The organism is Fulvivirga aurantia, assembly GCF_009711475.1.
In the GTDB taxonomy this organism is placed as follows: Bacteria; Bacteroidota; Bacteroidia; order Cytophagales; family Cyclobacteriaceae; genus Fulvivirga; species Fulvivirga aurantia.
Map to the genome: position 1 here is coordinate 1 of NZ_SMMD01000922.1, position 18,116 is coordinate 18,116.

At 39.8% G+C, this 18,116-nt stretch carries 9 protein-coding genes; 6 read left to right on the forward strand and 3 right to left on the reverse strand.

Annotated elements, in window-relative coordinates; genetic code table 11:
- The first annotated feature begins 45 nt into the window (after nucleotides 1-45).
- Together E1176_RS21390 and E1176_RS21395 are read left to right on the forward strand one after the other, a co-directional pair.
- On the forward strand, nucleotides 46-4,458 hold the full coding sequence (locus E1176_RS21390) for a T9SS type A sorting domain-containing protein (protein WP_222933172.1): 4,413 nt from the start codon (nucleotides 46-48) through the stop codon (nucleotides 4,456-4,458).
- Between the two features lie 375 nt (nucleotides 4,459-4,833).
- Nucleotides 4,834-9,321, forward strand: coding sequence for a T9SS type A sorting domain-containing protein (locus tag E1176_RS21395; RefSeq protein ID WP_155212291.1), 4,488 nt, complete (start codon nucleotides 4,834-4,836; stop codon nucleotides 9,319-9,321).
- A gap of 7 nt (nucleotides 9,322-9,328) precedes the next feature.
- On the opposite strand, the gene E1176_RS17240 is transcribed toward E1176_RS21395, so the two are convergent.
- Together E1176_RS17240 and dnaK are read right to left on the reverse strand one after the other, a co-directional pair.
- Nucleotides 9,329-10,639: an aspartate kinase gene (locus tag E1176_RS17240; protein ID WP_155212292.1), complete on the reverse strand. Its 1,311-nt coding sequence runs from the start codon at nucleotides 10,637-10,639 to the stop codon at nucleotides 9,329-9,331.
- Nucleotides 10,640-11,001: 362 nt separating this feature from the next.
- Nucleotides 11,002-12,936 carry a molecular chaperone DnaK gene (gene dnaK, locus E1176_RS17245; RefSeq protein WP_155212293.1) on the reverse strand — a complete coding sequence of 645 codons (1,935 nt, stop codon included), beginning with the start codon at nucleotides 12,934-12,936 and terminating at the stop codon, nucleotides 11,002-11,004.
- Between the two features lie 391 nt (nucleotides 12,937-13,327).
- Between dnaK and E1176_RS17250 the strand changes: the two genes are divergently transcribed.
- From E1176_RS17250 to E1176_RS17260, 3 genes are read left to right on the forward strand one after another with little or no spacing between them, the layout of a single operon-like run.
- Nucleotides 13,328-14,908: a peptide chain release factor 3 gene (locus E1176_RS17250; protein WP_155212294.1), complete on the forward strand. Its 1,581-nt coding sequence runs from the start codon at nucleotides 13,328-13,330 to the stop codon at nucleotides 14,906-14,908.
- Between the two features lie 34 nt (nucleotides 14,909-14,942).
- A complete protein-coding gene (locus E1176_RS17255; protein WP_155212295.1) occupies nucleotides 14,943-15,548 on the forward strand; it encodes a transposase in 606 nt (201 codons plus the stop codon).
- Nucleotides 15,548-16,225 carry an RluA family pseudouridine synthase gene (locus E1176_RS17260; RefSeq protein WP_155212296.1) on the forward strand — a complete coding sequence of 226 codons (678 nt, stop codon included), beginning with the start codon at nucleotides 15,548-15,550 and terminating at the stop codon, nucleotides 16,223-16,225. Before E1176_RS17255 ends, E1176_RS17260 begins: the two co-directional genes overlap by 1 nt.
- A gap of 4 nt (nucleotides 16,226-16,229) precedes the next feature.
- On the opposite strand, the gene E1176_RS17265 is transcribed toward E1176_RS17260, so the two are convergent.
- The gene (locus E1176_RS17265) at nucleotides 16,230-17,618 is read right to left on the reverse strand and encodes a GAF domain-containing protein (RefSeq protein ID WP_155212297.1); all 1,389 of its coding nucleotides are present in this window, start codon (nucleotides 17,616-17,618) and stop codon (nucleotides 16,230-16,232) included.
- A 183-nt stretch (nucleotides 17,619-17,801) separates the two neighbouring features.
- On the opposite strand from E1176_RS17265, the gene E1176_RS17270 reads away from it, so the two are divergent.
- Entirely contained in the window at nucleotides 17,802-18,104 is a 303-nt protein-coding gene (locus E1176_RS17270; RefSeq protein ID WP_155212298.1) for a DUF6787 family protein, read from the forward strand.
- The last annotated feature ends 12 nt before the right edge of the window (nucleotides 18,105-18,116 follow it).

Sequence of the window (18,116 nt, forward strand, 5' to 3'; positions counted from 1 at the left end):
AGAAATTTACTTAAGCTGGGCGCGAGTCTGGCTATAGCTTATGTTGTGCTTCACACATATTTTTTAAGCAATCAATCAGAAGAATCATTTCAAGTAAACCTAGCTCCTGAACCCTCAAAAATTGCCAAAAAGGATCGTATAGATTTAGCGATGCGTCAGGAGTTTGACATGACAAGAGACCCGGTCATGAATATAATCCCTAAAGCGAGGCTGCAAAAGGCAAAAACAATAAGACAGGGGAAGCTTTCAAAGCAAAATAAGTCACAGTCAAGGATAGCCGGGGTTTCATGGACAGAGCGTGGCCCCAATAATGTAGGAGGTAGAACCCGTACATTACTTTGGGACCCAAATGATGCTTTTAATACCAAAGTTTGGGCTGGTAGTGTCGGTGGAGGGCTTTGGTATAATAATGACATTACAAGTGCTTCAAGTCAATGGCAGTCTGTAAATGATAATTGGAACAATATAGCTATTAGTGCTATGGCTCACGATCCTAATAATACTAATGTGATGTATGTAGGTACGGGAGAGGGGCATATCATCGGCTCGGCCAGGGGTGAAGGTATGTACAAAAGCACCGATGGAGGAGCCACCTGGGCTCACATGACAGCAGCCAATGGTTTCTATGCAACTGATGCCAATTTTCATTATGTAAATGATATTATCGTTAAAAATGAAAGTGGTAGTAGCGTGCTTTATGTAGGGACACAGGAAAGTCTTAATGGCTATACTTATTTTGGTTATTCAGCATCTGGTGATAGAGGGTTATGGCGCTCAACGGATGGAGGAGTTACTTTCACGCAGGTACTGCCAAACGTTTCCGGGCAATCTTATCCTTATGCTGTGGCGGATCTTGAGCTTAGCGCTTCAGGTAGAATATATGTGGGAACCACTCGTGATTATAATGGTGCTGTTGGAGCCTATTATGCAGGCGGAGGTAATATTTTATATTCTGATAACGGTACAACGTGGACAAATGCCTATAACCCTGGTACCGGAGAGCGAGTAGAAATTGCTTTAGCTCCCTCTGACTCAGAAACAGCTTATGCCATATCGGCAGTTGGATCTAATGTGGGGTGGATGGTAAAGTCAACTAATGCTAATCAGACCACACCAACATGGTCATCTTTATCTATTCCTGCTTACACGGCTCAAAGTTGTGGTGCTAGTGCCAATGACTTTACACGAGGTCAGGCCTGGTATGATCTCATTATGCAGGTACACCCCACCAATGCAAATACCATGATTATTGGTGGAATTGATTTGTACAGAACAACCAATGGAGGAACCAGCTTTAACCTAATTTCCTATTGGACAGGTGGCTGTGATACTTATGTGCATGCAGATCAACATCAAATTGCCTTTAACCCAGCCGATCCTAACGAAGTGATATTTGGTAATGATGGAGGTGTATATTACTCTTCCGATATAACAGCAAGTAATCCAGTAATTGGAGCCAGGAATTCAGGCTATAACGTAACTCAATTTTATGGAGCAGCAATTCATCCGACAGCGGGTACAGATCATTTCCTTGCTGGAGCTCAGGATAATGGGTCTCAGAAGTTTACCGATTCAGGAATGAATGCAACCACAGAAGTATCTGGAGGTGATGGTGCATATTGTAATATAGATCAGGATCAGCCGACTTATCAATGGACTCAGTATGTTTTTAATAGCTATTATAGGTCTACTAATGGAGGGGCAAGCTTTACCAATATACCAGAATTTGGCAGCTCAGTAGGTAGGTTTATAAACCCAAGTAGATATGATGATACTCAGAATATTATGTATGCTGCGGCTGGTACAAATCAGTTGATGAGGTGGGCTAATGCACAAACAGGCAGTACTGGTACTTTTGTAACTGTAAATACATTAGGCGGAGGGCAAATTTCTGCCTTAACAGTGTCTCCTAATACTGCTAACAGACTTTTTGTGGCTACAGGAGCCAGTACAAGTGGCGCTACACCTGGCGGTAAAGTATATAGAATTGACAATGCTCACACCGGAGCCACACTAACAGCTGTTGATATTTCGAGCGCGTCATTTCCTGCTAATGGATACATAAGTTGTATAGAGGTTGAAAATGGAAATGACAATCACATGCTTGTGACATTTAGTAATTATGGTGTTAATAGTATCTGGGAAACTAATAACGGAGGTACCTCATGGATCCAAGTTGAAGGTGATTTGCCAGATATGCCAGTGAGATGGGCCTTATTTCATCCTTTAGATAATACTGCAGCCATTATTGCCACCGAGCTTGGTGTATGGACTACCAATGCACTTAATGGCGCAAGCACAAGCTGGGGGCCAGCAGCTTCTGGTATGCCAAATGTTCGCACAGACATGTTACAACTGAGAGCTTCAGATAATGAAGTAATCGCTGCTACACACGGGCGAGGCTTATTTTCATCAAGTAGTTTTGCAGCTCCACCAACAACAGACCCTGAGATTTCTTTTGTGTCAACAAGCGGATCGTCTTATGAAGTTTCAGAATCTGCAGCCGGTTCAGGTGATTGCCGACCATACAAAGATCATGTTATAAACATGCAAATAGCCAACCCACCTACAGGAAACGCAACAGTGACTATAAGTTTAGGAGCCTCAACTTCTGCTACTGAGTGGGATGACTTTGTCTTTACTACCAATGGTAATTTTACAGCAGGATCTAAGTCAAATAACTTACAATTCTCAAATGGGTTAGTAGCAAATCAATCATTTACGCTTCGAGTATACGATGATGCCACCATTGAAAATACTGAGAATATCGTATTTGAGTATTCAATATCAGGGGCAACCGATGCCTTAAAATCTGCAGCCAGAACGACCCATACCTTCACAATCAATGACAATGATGTAAATCCGACCTTTGCTGGTGATGCAGTATTAATATCAGAAGATTTTGAGGGTGGAGTTTTACCAGGTGGTTGGTCGATTGCTGAAGCCACTACCAGTGTGAATGATTGGCGAGTGGATACTGAGAATGCAATCAGTGGTACGCACAGTGCCTATGTGAGTAGAAGTGCTACTTCAACTCAATACAATGGTAATGACGATGCTGCAACCTTCTTAATTACTCCGCAAATTAATGCCACAGGCTTATCCAATATGACATTTAGTTTTGATTACATCTGTAATGGAGAAATTTGGGCTGGTACTCGTTATGATTATGGTGTATTAGCTTATTCATTTGACGGATCAAGTTTTGTTCCTTTAAACACGGATAGATTTCAAGGTGTAACCACAAAGACATCGTATACAACAACACTACCATCGAATCTAGATGGTCAAACGTTCTATTTAGCATTTTACTGGACAAACGATGTTACTGTAGGGAACAGCCCTGCATTAATTGTTGATGATGTGAGTTTGATTGCCGAAGCTACAACAACTATTGCTTCTACGATCAATCAGGGTACCGAACAATATCTGGGGCCAAATGAAACAGTATTGTTCTATGATGACCTTTCAGGAGAGTTGTTAGCTAAAATTGAAAACACATCAAGTCACGATTACGGTTGCACCAGCATAGATATTGACCGTGCAGGAGCAACAACATCAGAATTCTGGAGTAGTAACACATCAGAGTATTTGATGGACAAAACTGTATATGTAAACCCGAGCAATAATAATATAAACGGTACTTATAATATCACATTGTACTACTCTCAGGCGGAAGTAAATAACTGGATGCTCTCTACAGGTAAACCGTGGAGCAATCTTAAGTTGGCCAAAGTGAGCACGGCTATATCTGATGTAAACTCAGTATCTGCAGGAGAATTTAACCCGGAATTGGGAAGTGCTAATAACCCGGCTACATTTGGAGATGGGTATGCCATTACCTCTAGTTTTACTACCGGGTTTTCAGGTTTTGGAGCAGGAGACCCTGGTAGTCCACCACCAGCCCTGCCATTGCAGCTACTTTCTTTCACGGCAGATAATCAAGGGGAAGATGTCATACTCGATTGGTCATCTGCGACAGAGATCAATACAGATTATATTGAAATTGAGCATTCCTGGGATGGTGAAGAATTTGAGAAAATTGGCGAAGTAAAAGCTGCTGGTAATAGTGAGAAAAAGATCGATTATCAGTTTTTGCATAAAGACGTTGCTTATGGTATGCATTACTATCGCCTTAAAACAGTAGATCTGGACGCTTCATTTGAGTATTCCTGGGTAGAAAGCGTCTTCAACAAATCGTCAAATTTTGATATAATAAACATTTATCCGATACCTGTGAAGGAAAATGCCAATCTTCATTTTTCTTGTGACAATGCAGGCAACACTTGCGTTTTATTGATTAACACCTGGGGAGTGGTGGTTGCCAGCAAAGATTATGAGACCCAAATAGGCACTAATCAGGTAAGTATTGACTGCAGTAATTTTACCACTGGTGTGTACTTTGTAGTTGTTGAAAATGAGGGTCGGAGATTGAAACAAAGAATATTGATAAAATAATTATAGCCTTTTACTTATTAAGCCATGTTGATGATTTCAGCATGGCTTTTTTTTGATTTGGGTATAATAAGACACAGCTACTGATGAATTACCACAGCAGCTCTTGCCGTGGAGCATTACTAAACCGCTCATCAATTTTATTATAAATAAAATAAATAAAAGTTTTATTTTAACTTTACAAATAAGATTACTCTATTTCGCAAATACTGCAATTAATTTATATCGAAATATTGCAGGTTCAACCTGTCTGCAAAATTTAGAAATCAACTGGCTCGGAGTTTGCCAAATAGTTACCGATAAATTGGAATGATATCCCTGTTTTTCTGGTTGTCTACATATATAATTCTGGCAAATTAACTATAGCCAGAGTAAAAAGTGCTAAATAATAATAGGTTGAAAATCAATAGGTTAATAGCTTGTGCTGTAGGAGTTGGGACAATATTCGTCCTTGCTTTCTTTCTGATTACTTTGGTTGAGAATCATTCTGCAACCAAAGTGTCTATGGTGCAGCAACCTGACAAAGTAAGCAAAAAAGACCGTATCGATTTAGCCATGCGTCATGAGTTTGATATGACGCAGGATCCTTCCCTTGGCTACATCCCCCGGGTAAGATTGAATCAGGCCCAGGAGATTCGCAAAAACAAACTTATAAAAAGCAAGTCTTCTCAAAGTCGTATTGCAGGTGTTACATGGACAGAGCGTGGACCCAACAATGTTGGCGGTAGAACACGGGCTATGATGTGGGATCCAAATGACCCCGATAACAAAAAAGTATGGGCAGGTAGTGTGACAGGTGGTTTGTGGTATAATAACGATATTACCAACGATGCCAGCCAATGGCAATCTGTTAGCGAAGATTGGAATAACATAGCCATAAGTGCTCTCGCTCACGACCCAAATGATCCTAAAGTAATGTATGTAGGTACTGGTGAGGGTCATGTGGTTGGTTCTACCCGGGGCGAGGGTATGTACAAAAGTATTGATGGTGGTATTTCATGGACACACATGACAACCGGTAACGGCTTCTACAGTACGGATGATAGCTTTCATTATGTAAATGATATACTAGTGAAAGAAGAAAATGGAGTGAGCGTGCTTTATGTAGCGACCCAGGAAAGTCTGAATGCTTATTCCTACTACGAATATGCCGCCTCTGGAGATCGTGGTTTGTGGCGTTCTACAGATGGTGGAGTCACATTTACTCAGGTTTTACCAAATGTTGCCGGTGAGTCATACACATATGCTGTGGCCGATATTGAAATTAGTGCGTCAGGTCGCATTTATATTGGTACCACAAAAGATTATAACGGAGCAGCTGGCGGATACTATAATGGTGGTGGCAATATTTTATATTCTGATGATGGTCAGAATTGGACCATTGCTTATAACCCAGGCACTGGTAATCGAGTGGAATTGGCTTGTGCGCCATCTAATGCAAATGTGGTTTATGCCGTTTCTGCTTTAGGTGGAAATGTAGATTGGATGGTGAGGTCAAACTCTGCTGATAGAAGCGATCCCTACTGGGCCACTCTTAATGTACCGCGGTATAAGAGCCAATCCGGGTGTGGCAACACCACCGATGATTTTGCACGTGGACAGGCGTGGTATAACCTTATTCTTTCTGTACACCCAACCGATGAAAGTACTGTGATACTGGGGGGGATCGATTTATATCGGAGTACTGATAATGGTAACAATTTTAACCTGGTCTCTTATTGGACGGGCGGTTGCGATATGTATGTACATGCAGATCAACATCAGGTTTTATTTAATCCTGACAATGTAAATGAAATGATTGTGGGAAATGACGGAGGAGTTTACTACTCGGCCGATATTACTGAAAGTGACCCTGTCATAGTAGCTAGAAATAACGGCTATAACGTTACACAATTTTATGGGGCCGCCATACACCCAGAAGCAGGCAAAAATCATTTTTTAGCGGGAGCACAAGATAATGGTTCTCAACTTTTTAAAAACGAAGGCGTAAATGCTACGGTTGAAGTTTCAGGCGGTGACGGGGCTTTTTGTAGTATCGACCAGGACGAGCCGACTTACCAGTGGACACAATACGTCTATAATCAATATTACAGATCAAAAAATGGAGGAATAACCTTTAGACTAGCTGCTAAATTTGGAAACCAAACCGGTCGTTTTATTAATCCGAGCAGTTATGACAATGCAAGAAATATTATGTATGCAGCGGCAGGCAGAGATGAGCTTCTACGCTGGAGTGATCCACAAACAGGAAGCAATGGTACTTTTGTGAGTATTAATAGCCTTGATGGTGGCCAGATAAGTAGCATAGCCGTTTCACCAAATACAGCCAACCGAATTTTTGTGGGTACAGGAGCTAATATCTCCGATGGCATCACTGGCGGTAAAATCTACAGAATAGACAATGCACATACGGGTACAAGTGCAACAGCAATAGATATTACGAGTCCTGATTTTCCAGCCAATGGGTATATCTCTTGTATAGAGGTAGAAACTGGTGATGATGATCACATGCTTGTGACATTTAGTAACTATGGAGTAAGCAGTATTTGGGAAACTACAGACGGTGGATCAAGCTGGAGAGAGGTAGAAGGAGATTTACCCGATATGCCGGTACGCTGGGCGCTGTTTCATCCATTAGACAATTCTTCTGCCATAATAGCTACTGAGTTAGGCGTTTGGACTACCAATAACCTCAAAGGCTCAGACACCAACTGGGGGCCAGCGAGTGGAGGCATGCCAAATGTACGTACAGATATGTTGCAGCTCAGGGAATCTGACAATGAGATAATTGCAGCCACTCATGGTAGAGGCCTATTTTCCTCTAGCAGCTTTCAGGTGCCACCCACAACTGATCCTGAAATTGCTTTCACTAAACCGGAAAATACTCAGGAAGAGAGAAGTGAAGCAGAAATTGCCGATGGTGACTGTAGAAGCTACAAAGATTATAATATCTCCATGGGTATTGCCAACCCACCTGTGGGTGATGCCACTGTAACGCTTAACCTCACTCCGGAAACAACTGCAGCAGAATGGGCTGATTTTGCTTTTACTACAAATAATGATTTTTCATCTAATGGAAAATCAAATACGCTCCTTTTTGAGAATGGAAAAACAGAAGACAAATCGTTTACGTTACGAATTTATGACGATGCAGCAATAGAAAATCCGGAAACGGTGGTCTTAGGATTTGATATATCCGGAGCGACAGATGCGAGCAAATCTCCGCGCAATACAAGCTACACATTCACAATACTAGATAATGAAAATAACCCTTCAGCGACAGGAAAAATAACTTTGCTGACCGAAGATTTTGAAGGTGGAACAATACCCTCTGAGTGGTTTGTAGGTGAGGAGGTGTCTAGTAATAATCTTTGGAGAGTTGGCGATAAAAATAATATTTCAGGCACCTACAGTGCGTATGTTAGTGAGAATGAAGGCTCAGCAAATTACAACCCAAATGATAATACAAAAACCTTTTTGATCTCACCTTTAATCGATGCTTCTGAGTTGACCAATCTTAACCTCTCGTTTGATTATATATGTAATGGCGAATTGCTTAATGAGGTGTACTTCGATTACGGCAGGTTGGCGTACTCATTTGACGGAAAGACATTTGAGCCCTTTGGAGACTATTTTCAGGGCGTGACCACTGCAACCAATTATACCACCAATTTACCGGCAATATTGGAGGATAAATCATTTCACATCGCTTTCTATTGGGAGAACGATGGCTCGGTTGGGGGCTTCCCAGCCTTTGCAGTTGATGACATACAATTGAGCGGAATTGGAACAACTACCATCGCGTCAACGATAAATTCCAGTGCTCTGGAGCATCTGGGGCCTTATGAGACTGTTTTATTTCATGATAAATTAACAGGGGATGTGCTCGCCAAAGTACAAAATACATCTGCACATGACTATGGGTGTACTACAGTTACTATTGATAGGGCCGGTACGGGAGTAGCAGAATTCTGGAGTGGTGACCCCTCGGAATATCTTATGGAAAAAACCGTGATGATCAATCCTTCTCATAATAATGTCAATGGTAGCTATAACATCACATTATATTACTCCAAAAATGAGGTTGATAATTGGATGGCAGCGACTGGTAAAACTCTTAATGATCTCAAACTTGCCAAGGTTAACACACCAATTTCATCGGTAAATGCTACTTCAATTGGTGATTTCGATCCTGAATTGAGTTACTCCAGTATCCCATCAAATATTGGTGAGGGATATGCGATCACTTCCAGTTTTACAACAGGCTTTTCAGGTTTTGGAGCAGGAGATCCTGGCGATCCACCACCGGCTCTACCACTTACATTGGTTGAGTTTGATGTTAAGCTTGTTGATAATGACGCACATGTGATCTGGTATTCTGCCTCTGAAGAAAATACAGATTACATCAACATCGAGCACTCTTCAGATGGTGAAAATTTTGAAACTATAGGGAGAAAAAAGGCTGCAGGGAATAGTGTGGAAATGCTCAAATATTCCTTCAAACATATGGATATTGACTACGGCAATCACTTCTATAGATTGAAGATGGTTGATTTGGATGGCTCCTTTGAATATTCAGCTATTAAAAAAATAACACAGAAGTCCTCCAATTTTGAGGTCTTAAATGTGTATCCGGTACCTACAAAAACTAATTTGAATGTACGACTGAATAATGATAACAGTGATCCTCTCAATGTAAAACTGATAGATCAATTTGGTAAAGTACAACGAGACCAACTCATAAGGACAAATCTGGGAACTAATACATTCGAAGTAGATTGTAGTAGTTTGAGAAATGGCGTTTATATACTTTCACTCAACAGTAAGGGCCGTTCTATCAATAAAAAAATATTGGTGAGAAAATAGCAGTCGCTTATTTAAAAAGTCCTTCGTGAAGATTTACAAGAGCCTTTGTTTTATCTTCTGAGCTTATCAGCAATGAAATATTATTTCTACTTCCTCCATATGATACCATGCGTACGGGTACGTCAGAAAGTGCGTTGAAGATCAATTTTACAAGCCCTTTCTTTTCTGAAACCATACTACCGACAATGCAGACGATCGTTTGATTTCTATCTATCGCTACGGTACCAAATTGCTCGAGCTCCTTTCTTATTTGCGATAGATTTTGATCATTATCGATAGTCACAGATACAGCTACCTCACTTGTGGTAATCATATCGATCGATGTTTTATATTTCTCAAATACTTCAAACACTCTTCGTAAGAAACCGTGAGCAAGAAGCATTCTGGTTGATTTGATCTTTATAGCTGTAATTCCATCCTTAGCCGCTATTGCTTTTATATCACCCTCTGTACCTTCGATACTTATGGTAGTACCTTCTGCTTCGGGTGCCATGGTATTCTTTAGTTTAACAGGAATACTCTTGGTTTGAGCCGGTAAAATAGAAGACGGGTGAAGAATTTTTGCGCCAAAGTATGCGAGCTCCGCAGCTTCATCAAAGGTGAGGTGAGCTATCGGGCGTGTGTTGTCGACCACTCTTGGGTCATTGTTATGCATCCCGTCAATGTCTGTCCAGATTTGAACTTCATCTGCATCAATTGCAGCGCCTATTAAAGAGGCACTGTAATCGCTTCCACCTCTTTTTAAATTGTCGGTTTGGCCCGTGTGATTTCGGCAAATAAAACCTTGTGTTATATAGGTGCCACCACCTGCTGTAAGCGGCTTGAGATTGGCAGAAATACTTTCCATGTCAGGTTCACCCTCCTCATTTAAACGCATAAAATCCAATGCATCGAGTAGTGTAGCTTTTACCTCTAACTCTTGAAGGTATAGTGTAAATAAGTTGGTTGATAGAATTTCTCCATAAGCCACCAACGTTTTGTTATTTCCATGATTAAAATCAGGAATGAGTGCCAGTGCCTCTATCTCTTTAAAGTATTTCTCAATTATTGTTGAGGCCTCATCTTTTTTAGCATCGGTCTTGTAAAGTGCATCTATAAATTCGGCATAGTGATTTTTTAAGCTTTTAATAAGTAAATCAGCAGCGTCTTTGTTGTTTGCAATAAGTTGATCGCCAATGGCAACCAAAGAATTAGTAGTGCCTGAAAGGGCTGAAAGCACAACAATTTTAGACGAAGGATCAGCCTGAATTAAGTTGGCAATGGCATGCATACGCTCTGGCTTGCCTACAGATGTTCCTCCAAATTTATAGATAATCATAACTTCACTAATTTGCTGCGAAGTTACCACATTGTTAAATCAAAAAAAGCCCCAGGTGGGGCTTTTTTGCCATGGTCGATGGCCATCTATGTTTATGTGTAATTAGTTTCTGTTTTCACATTGTTTATCTGATAAATGATTATCCAAAAACCGAACCAAAAATAAATCACATCGCAATCATCGATGAAGTGTTAAAACTGGCGATAAGTGGTATTGAGAGGTATTTTTGCCAATTATGGTGTGGAAAATCACTACAATTTAAGTGGTGTATTTGCCACTATAATATTATTTAATGTGTGGCTAGCTAAATGAAAAAAGGGACCAAAAGGTCCCTTTTTATTGATCTATATTAAATCCGCAGACTACTTCTTAGAGTCGTCTACTTCCTCGAATTCAACATCCTGAGCATCAGAGTCAGATCCAGAAGCATCGCCTTGTGGTTGCTCACCACCAGCTGCTCCAGCTGCACCTTCAGCACCTGGCTGTCCGCCTGTAGCTGCATACATCTCTTGTGCAGCACCTTCCCAAGCTTTATTCATACCTTCGAGCGCTGCGTCTATAGCGGCAAGATCTTGTGACTGATGTGCTTTCTTAAGCTCCTCAAGTGCATTGTTGATCTTCGTCTTGTTATCATCAGATAACTTATCGCCATATTCTTTCAGCTGCTTTTCAGTTTGGAAGATCATTGAGTCAGCTGCATTTACTTTCTCAACTTTCTCCTTAGCTTGCTTATCAGACTCAGCATTAGCTTCAGCTTCCTGCTTCATTTTCTCGATTTCCTCATCTGTAAGTCCAGAAGAAGCCTCGATTCTGATTTTTTGCTCTTTACCTGTGCCCTTATCTTTAGCAGACACATTCATAATACCGTTGGCATCGATATCAAACGTAACCTCTACCTGAGGCACACCACGTGGCGCTGGCGGAATACCATCTAAGTGGAATCTACCAATCGTTCTGTTATCTTTTGCCATTGGGCGCTCACCTTGCAGTACGTGTATTTCTACAGAAGGCTGATTGTCAGCAGCAGTAGAGAACACCTCAGATTTCTTTGTTGGTATAGTCGTATTAGACTCAATAAGCTTAGTAAATACACCGCCCATTGTTTCAATACCTAAAGAAAGTGGAGTTACGTCTAGTAGTAGTACGTCTTTAACCTCACCAGTAAGTACACCACCCTGGATTGCAGCACCAATAGCAACAACCTCATCTGGGTTCACACCTTTAGAAGGCTTCTTGCCGAAGAATTTCTCTACTTCTTCCTGAATTTTAGGGATTCTTGTAGAACCACCTACTAAGATTACTTCATCTACTTCAGAAGCGCTTATCCCAGCGTCAGACAATGCCTTTTTACAAGGATCCATTGATCTTTTTACTAAGCTATCTGCTAATTGCTCAAACTTAGATCTGGTCAATTTTTTTACTAAGTGCTTTGGTACACCATCAACAGGCATAATGTATGGCAAGTTGATCTCAGTCTCAGTAGAGCTAGAAAGTTCAATTTTTGCTTTCTCAGCAGCTTCTTTTAATCTCTGAAGTGCCATTGGATCTTTCTTAAGATCTACGCCTTCATCATTCTTAAACTCATCAGCTAACCAGTTGATAATTACCTGGTCGAAGTCATCACCACCTAAGTGTACATCACCATTGGTAGATTTTACTTCAAATACACCGTCACCTAATTCTAATATAGAGATATCGAATGTACCACCACCAAGGTCATACACTGCGATAGTCATGTCTTTGTCTTTCTTATCAAGACCATATGCCAATGCAGCGGCAGTAGGCTCATTGATAATTCTCTTTACTTCAAGACCAGCAATTTGTCCGGCCTCTTTAGTAGCATGTCTCTCAGCATCGTTAAAATATGCTGGCACAGTAATTACAGCTTCTTTTACTTCTGTACCCAGGTAATCTTCTGCAGTAGACTTCATTTTCTGAAGTATCATTGCAGAGATTTCTTGTGGTGTGTAATTTCTGTCACCTATTTTTACTCTTACTGTGTCATTATTTCCCTTCTCAAGGTGGTAAGAAACAGTTTTTAATTCTTCTCCAACTTCGCTGTATTTCTTACCCATAAATCTTTTTACAGAGCTTATGGTATTTTGCGGGTTGGTAATAGCTTGTCTTTTAGCAGGATCCCCAACTTTACGCTCTCCTTTGCCTTCCTCTAAAAATGCAACTATAGAGGGGGTAGTTCTTCGTCCTTCGCTGTTAGGAATTACTACAGGCTCATTACCTTCCATTACGGAAACACATGAGTTGGTAGTACCTAAGTCAATTCCGATAATTTTTCCCATGATTATTTAAATTCCTATTATTTAATGTTCGTTTGAAATTTCTGTTTTGTCTATAAGTTATCAATGGGCATGCCAAAGCTTTAAAAGTGACAGAATGTCAGAGCTTGGAGGTAAGAAATAAGTCCGAAGTCATAAGAGTGCTAATAACTAGTAATACAACTTTGTATAGACGATAGGGCAGTAGTGAGCTAACCAGCTACCAGAACCCAGTAACCATTAACTAACATCCATCCACCAGAGCCTAGCATCCATTTAACCAGAGACCAGAGACCATAATCTAGCCACTAGTAACCAGCGAGCTAGCACCTACGCAACCAGCACTTAATACTTACATCTAAAAACTTATTACTTACGAGTTATAGAGTTATCTTTGCAGCCTTATTGATAAGCTATGGCATTAAAAGAAGAAATCGCGAAAAGAAGGACGTTTGGAATTATTAGTCACCCGGATGCAGGTAAAACTACCCTGACAGAAAAACTACTCTTATTTGGTGGTGCAATACAGTCTGCTGGTGCGGTAAAGTCAAACAAAATAAAAATGCACGCCCGATCAGACTGGATGGAGATTGAGAAACAAAGAGGTATCTCAGTGGCTACTTCCGTAATGGGTTTTAATTATAAAGACAAGAAAATCAATATTCTCGATACGCCTGGTCACCAGGATTTTGCAGAAGATACCTATCGTACGCTTACAGCGGTTGACAGTGTTATTATGGTGATTGATTGCGTGAAAGGGGTGGAGATGCAGACTGAGAAGCTTATGGAAGTCTGTAGAATGCGAAATACTCCTGTAATTTGCTTTATCAACAAACTTGACCGTGAAGGTAGAGATCCTTACGACTTACTTGACGAAATAGAAGAGAAGTTAAGAATCAAAGTGCGTCCGCTTTCTTGGCCAATTAGTATGGGTAAAACCTTCAAGGGTGTATATAGCCTTGTAAATAATAGCTTACACTTATTTAAAGGAAGTAAATCTAAATTAGACGGTGAGGGTTTAAATATTACCGATCTTTCTGATCCTCAATTAGATACAGAGGTTGGTGAAAATGATGCTAACCAGCTGCGAGAGGACGTAGAGCTTATAGAAGGGGTATATTCTAAATTTGATGTGGAAGAATACCGGGCTGGAAAAGTGGCACCTGTGTTTTTTGGAAGCGCGGTAAACAATTTTGGTGTAAAAGAGCTCTTAGATTCTTTTATTGATTTTGCCCCGGAACCATTACCTAGAGAAACTGAGGAGCGTCTAGTAAAACCGGATGAAAACAAGTTTAGCGGCTTTATTTTTAAGATTCATGCCAACATGGATCCTAACCACAGAAACAGGATTGCCTTTGCCAGAATTTGTGCTGGCAAATTTGAGCGTGGGAAAAACTATTTCCATGTGAGAGATAATAAAAAAATCCGTTTTTCTAATACTACCATGTTTATGGCTCAGGAAAAAGAGCTGGTAGACGAAGCCTGGCCGGGCGATATCGTAGGACTTTACGATACAGGTAACCTAAAGATTGGTGATACTTTATCTGAAGGAGAGAAAGGTATGTATAAGGGTATACCAAGTTTCTCACCTGAGATATTTAAAGAAGTAATTAATAAAGATGCTATGAAAACCAAGCAGCTTGAAAAAGGCCTTAACCAGTTGATGGAAGAAGGTGTGGCCCAGTTGTTTTCATACGAATTAGGAGCCAGAAAAGTGGTTGGCACTGTAGGAGCACTTCAATTTGAAGTTATACAGCATAGACTGAAAAATGAGTATAACGCGTCATGTGATTTCATGCCTATGAATTTATACAAGGCCTGCTGGATTCACAGCACCGATAAGAAGAAGCTTAATGAATTTATTGATTCAAAATTCAGACATATTGCCAAAGATAAAGATGGTAAACTGGTCTTTATGGCAGAGTCTAAAGCTTGGTTAAGTATGGTTCAAGATAATTTCCCGGAGATTGAGTTCCATTTTACATCGGAGTTTTAAGTCATTTTAAAGTCAATCTTTAGTTGACGTTTACATGGAGCCCGGTCAGATTTATCATGTTTATAATCATGCAAATGGCTTTGAGAACCTTTTCAAAGAAGATGGTAATTATGTCTACTTTTTAGATCAATTTGAAAAAATCGTTTTTCCATATGTCAACCTTTATGCTTTTTGTCTTCTTCCCAATCATTTTCATTTTTTGCTAAAAATTAAAAGTGAAAAAGAACTGTTAAACCTTCCAGGTTTTCAAAACCTGGAAGGTCTACAAGACTTGAAAACTCATTTTTCAAAAAAAGTTAATAAGACATTCAGTAATTTTTTTAATAGCTATTCCAAAGCCTTTAATAAAGCTTATGGAAGGCGAGGAAGCTTATTTGAAAAGAGTTTTAAACGTAAACTCATAGAAACAGATGTTCAATTTCAAGAGACATTTTTATATGCAAATTTAAATGCAGTCAAACATAAATTTGTCGAAACTGCAGATACCTGGCATTGGAGTAGTTTGAGAGCATATTTAAGGCTGGAACAGACTAGTTTATTATCTAGAGAAGAAAGCTTAAATTACTTTGATAGCTATGACAACCTAAAATTTTGTTTAGAAGAGAAGCAAGATTTTATCATTCAACTCAACATGGAATAATGAAACTATCATTTAAATCACTTTACGAAGATAATCACCTCCTTATCGTCAATAAACCCGCAGGTTTGTTGGTGCAGGGCGATAAGACCGGAGACCAGACTTTGGCCGAAGAAGCCAAAGCTTACATCAAAGAAAAATATAACAAGCCTGGTGATGTTTTCTTAGGTGTAGTACACCGGATTGATAGGCCTGTGAGTGGTGTGGTTGTTCTTGCCAGAACTTCTAAAGGTCTGGAGAGAATGAATAAGTTATTTAAAGAGCGTGAAGTTGAAAAAACGTATTGGGCTGTAGTAAGTAATAAGCCTCCCCAGGTTACAGATGAGCTTGTTCATTGGTTAAAAAAGAACACCAAAATAAATAAAACCACAGCTTTTAATAAGAAGTCATCTGGGACACAGCAAGCCAAATTAAGCTACAAGTTGATTGCCAGAGTTGGAAATCACTATTTGCTAGAAGTGAAACCAATTACGGGTAGACCTCATCAAATAAGAGTGCAGCTGGCTAAGATCGGTTGCCCTATCGTGGGTGATCTTAAGTATGGTTTTGAAAGTGCGAATAAAGACGCAAGTATTCACTTGCATTCAAGAAATATTCAGTTTGAGCATCCGGTTAAAAAAGAGCCTATTAATATTACAGCGCCAGTGCCGAATGATGACATCTGGCGCATGTTTAGCTAGACCATTATTTCTGTAGCTCTTTTTCTGACAAGCTATTTACTTCTTGCTCGAGTTCATTTATACGATTGATATACTCTTGCTCCTTGCGCTGCATTTCTTCCTGTGTAGCAGCAAGTTCTTCCATATTTTGGCGCATCTCCTCCTCCTGAGCACGCATCTCTTCTGTTTGCTGTTGTGTTTGCTCCAGTAGGGTTTTAGTCTTTTCGTTGATCTTATTTACACTTATAAAAGAGGCCATGGCTTCTCCCAATTCTCTCACAAAATTTATTTCGTGCTCTCCCATTTTATTAAAGGAGGCAATTTCAAACAGACCTTCTACTTTCTTATTTACTATGAGTGGCATGATGAGCACTGACCTTGGTAGGGCTTTTCCTAATCCTGAAGTTATATTTACGTAGTCATCAGGTACTTCTTCGATATAAACGTGCTCTTGCTCCAAATAAGACTGCCCTAGTAGTCCTTGTCCAGGTTCTACCGTCTTTTCCAGATATTTGTGTCTGTCGTAAGCATAGCAAGCTCTAAGCTCTAGTTTAGTATTTGAAGAATCATCGTCAGATACTAAAAAGAGCCAACACTGGTTTGCTTTTATGTATTTAGTTACATCAAATACGATTTGATTAAAGAGCTCGTCAGTTTGTTTGTTACTTCTTAGCAAGTTGTTAAACTGTGCGATACCTTCTGTGATCCAGTTTCTTTTTTGCTCTTCTTTTTGAGCTTTTTCAATTTCTTCAATTTTGCGTTTTAACTCATCTTCGGAATCTTTGAGAGAGGAATTATTTTCATTCATCTGAGCAACGAGCATTTTACTCTCCTCCTGAGATTTCAAGTTATTACTGGCCAATACATAAATGATGGCGTATAAAGCAATCACAGCTATAAATGAAGCCACATAATGCAGGTAGCCAGAAGTGATTACAGATGTCTCTAGTGGCAACTCTAAATAACTATTGAGGAAATCCTGACCGACAACGATTATAAATAAACTAATTGCTGCGCAGGGGAAAAGATATTTTTTCTCTCTCAGGTCAAAAACTAGAAAAGGTATGGCTGAAAAACTTAATTGCAACAGGATAATTGCTACTACGGAGGTAGCACCTTCAGGAGTAAGGTAGGCGTTATACAGGGTAGCCAGAAAAATAGGTAATAGCGATATCATCACCCGAGAGGCGTGAATAGCTCGAACTCTATTTAAAACCAGAATAATAGCACAGACGAATATTCCAACAAGCGGTATGGAAAATAGCTCCTTAAAATGTATTAGAGAAGTAATTGTAAATGGCAGCGCCACAGCCAGAGCTATAAGTACTGCAATCTGATTGGTAATTTTTATTTTGCTATTGAGCTCATCGCTGAACCTTTCTGAGGTTCCGAGCATAAAGATGGTTGAAAACATACTTAATCGATTATTCTGCTCTGTTAATTTAAGTAAAATTAATCAATGAGACGATCTAAAAAAGTTATTGGTCAAACTTAACGTAAATCGAACTTATTGGAACCAATGTTGATTTATAATCGAAGTTGTAGTTGTATAATCGTTAGTTTTACTTTTTGATCTAAACTTAAAATTTTGAGTCTAATGAAATGGTTTAAGAAGCTTGAGGAGCGTTGGCAGGTGAGCAGTTGGCAGGTAGTGATCATTCTAATTGTATTTGCCTGCACTGGTTTTACCATAATGTTCTTAAAAGAACCAATTCTTGATCTTATTATTGCTGAGGAGGAAAGAACCTGGGTCTTTTCTGTTTTGTACTACCTGCTGATTCTTCCTGTTTACAATGTAGTGTTGCTTATTTATGGCTTATTGTTTGGTCAGTTTAAGTTTTTCTGGGCTTTCGAAAAACGAATGTTTAGAAGGATGGCTGGGAAAAAGTCTGAAAAATAAAAAAGCTCTTGA

Bases quoted from the DNA above. Each gene is read 5' to 3' on its own strand.
- E1176_RS17240 (WP_155212292.1), bottom strand. From the start codon at position 10,639: ATGATTATCTATAAATTTGGAGGAACATCTGTAGGCAAGCCAGAGCGT.
- dnaK (WP_155212293.1), bottom strand. From the start codon at position 12,936: ATGGGAAAAATTATCGGAATTGACTTAGGTACTACCAACTCATGTGTT.
- E1176_RS17250 (WP_155212294.1), top strand. From the start codon at position 13,328: ATGGCATTAAAAGAAGAAATCGCGAAAAGAAGGACGTTTGGAATTATT.
- E1176_RS17255 (WP_155212295.1), top strand. From the start codon at position 14,943: ATGGAGCCCGGTCAGATTTATCATGTTTATAATCATGCAAATGGCTTT.
- E1176_RS17260 (WP_155212296.1), top strand. From the start codon at position 15,548: ATGAAACTATCATTTAAATCACTTTACGAAGATAATCACCTCCTTATC.
- E1176_RS17265 (WP_155212297.1), bottom strand. From the start codon at position 17,618: ATGTTTTCAACCATCTTTATGCTCGGAACCTCAGAAAGGTTCAGCGAT.
- E1176_RS17270 (WP_155212298.1), top strand. From the start codon at position 17,802: ATGAAATGGTTTAAGAAGCTTGAGGAGCGTTGGCAGGTGAGCAGTTGG.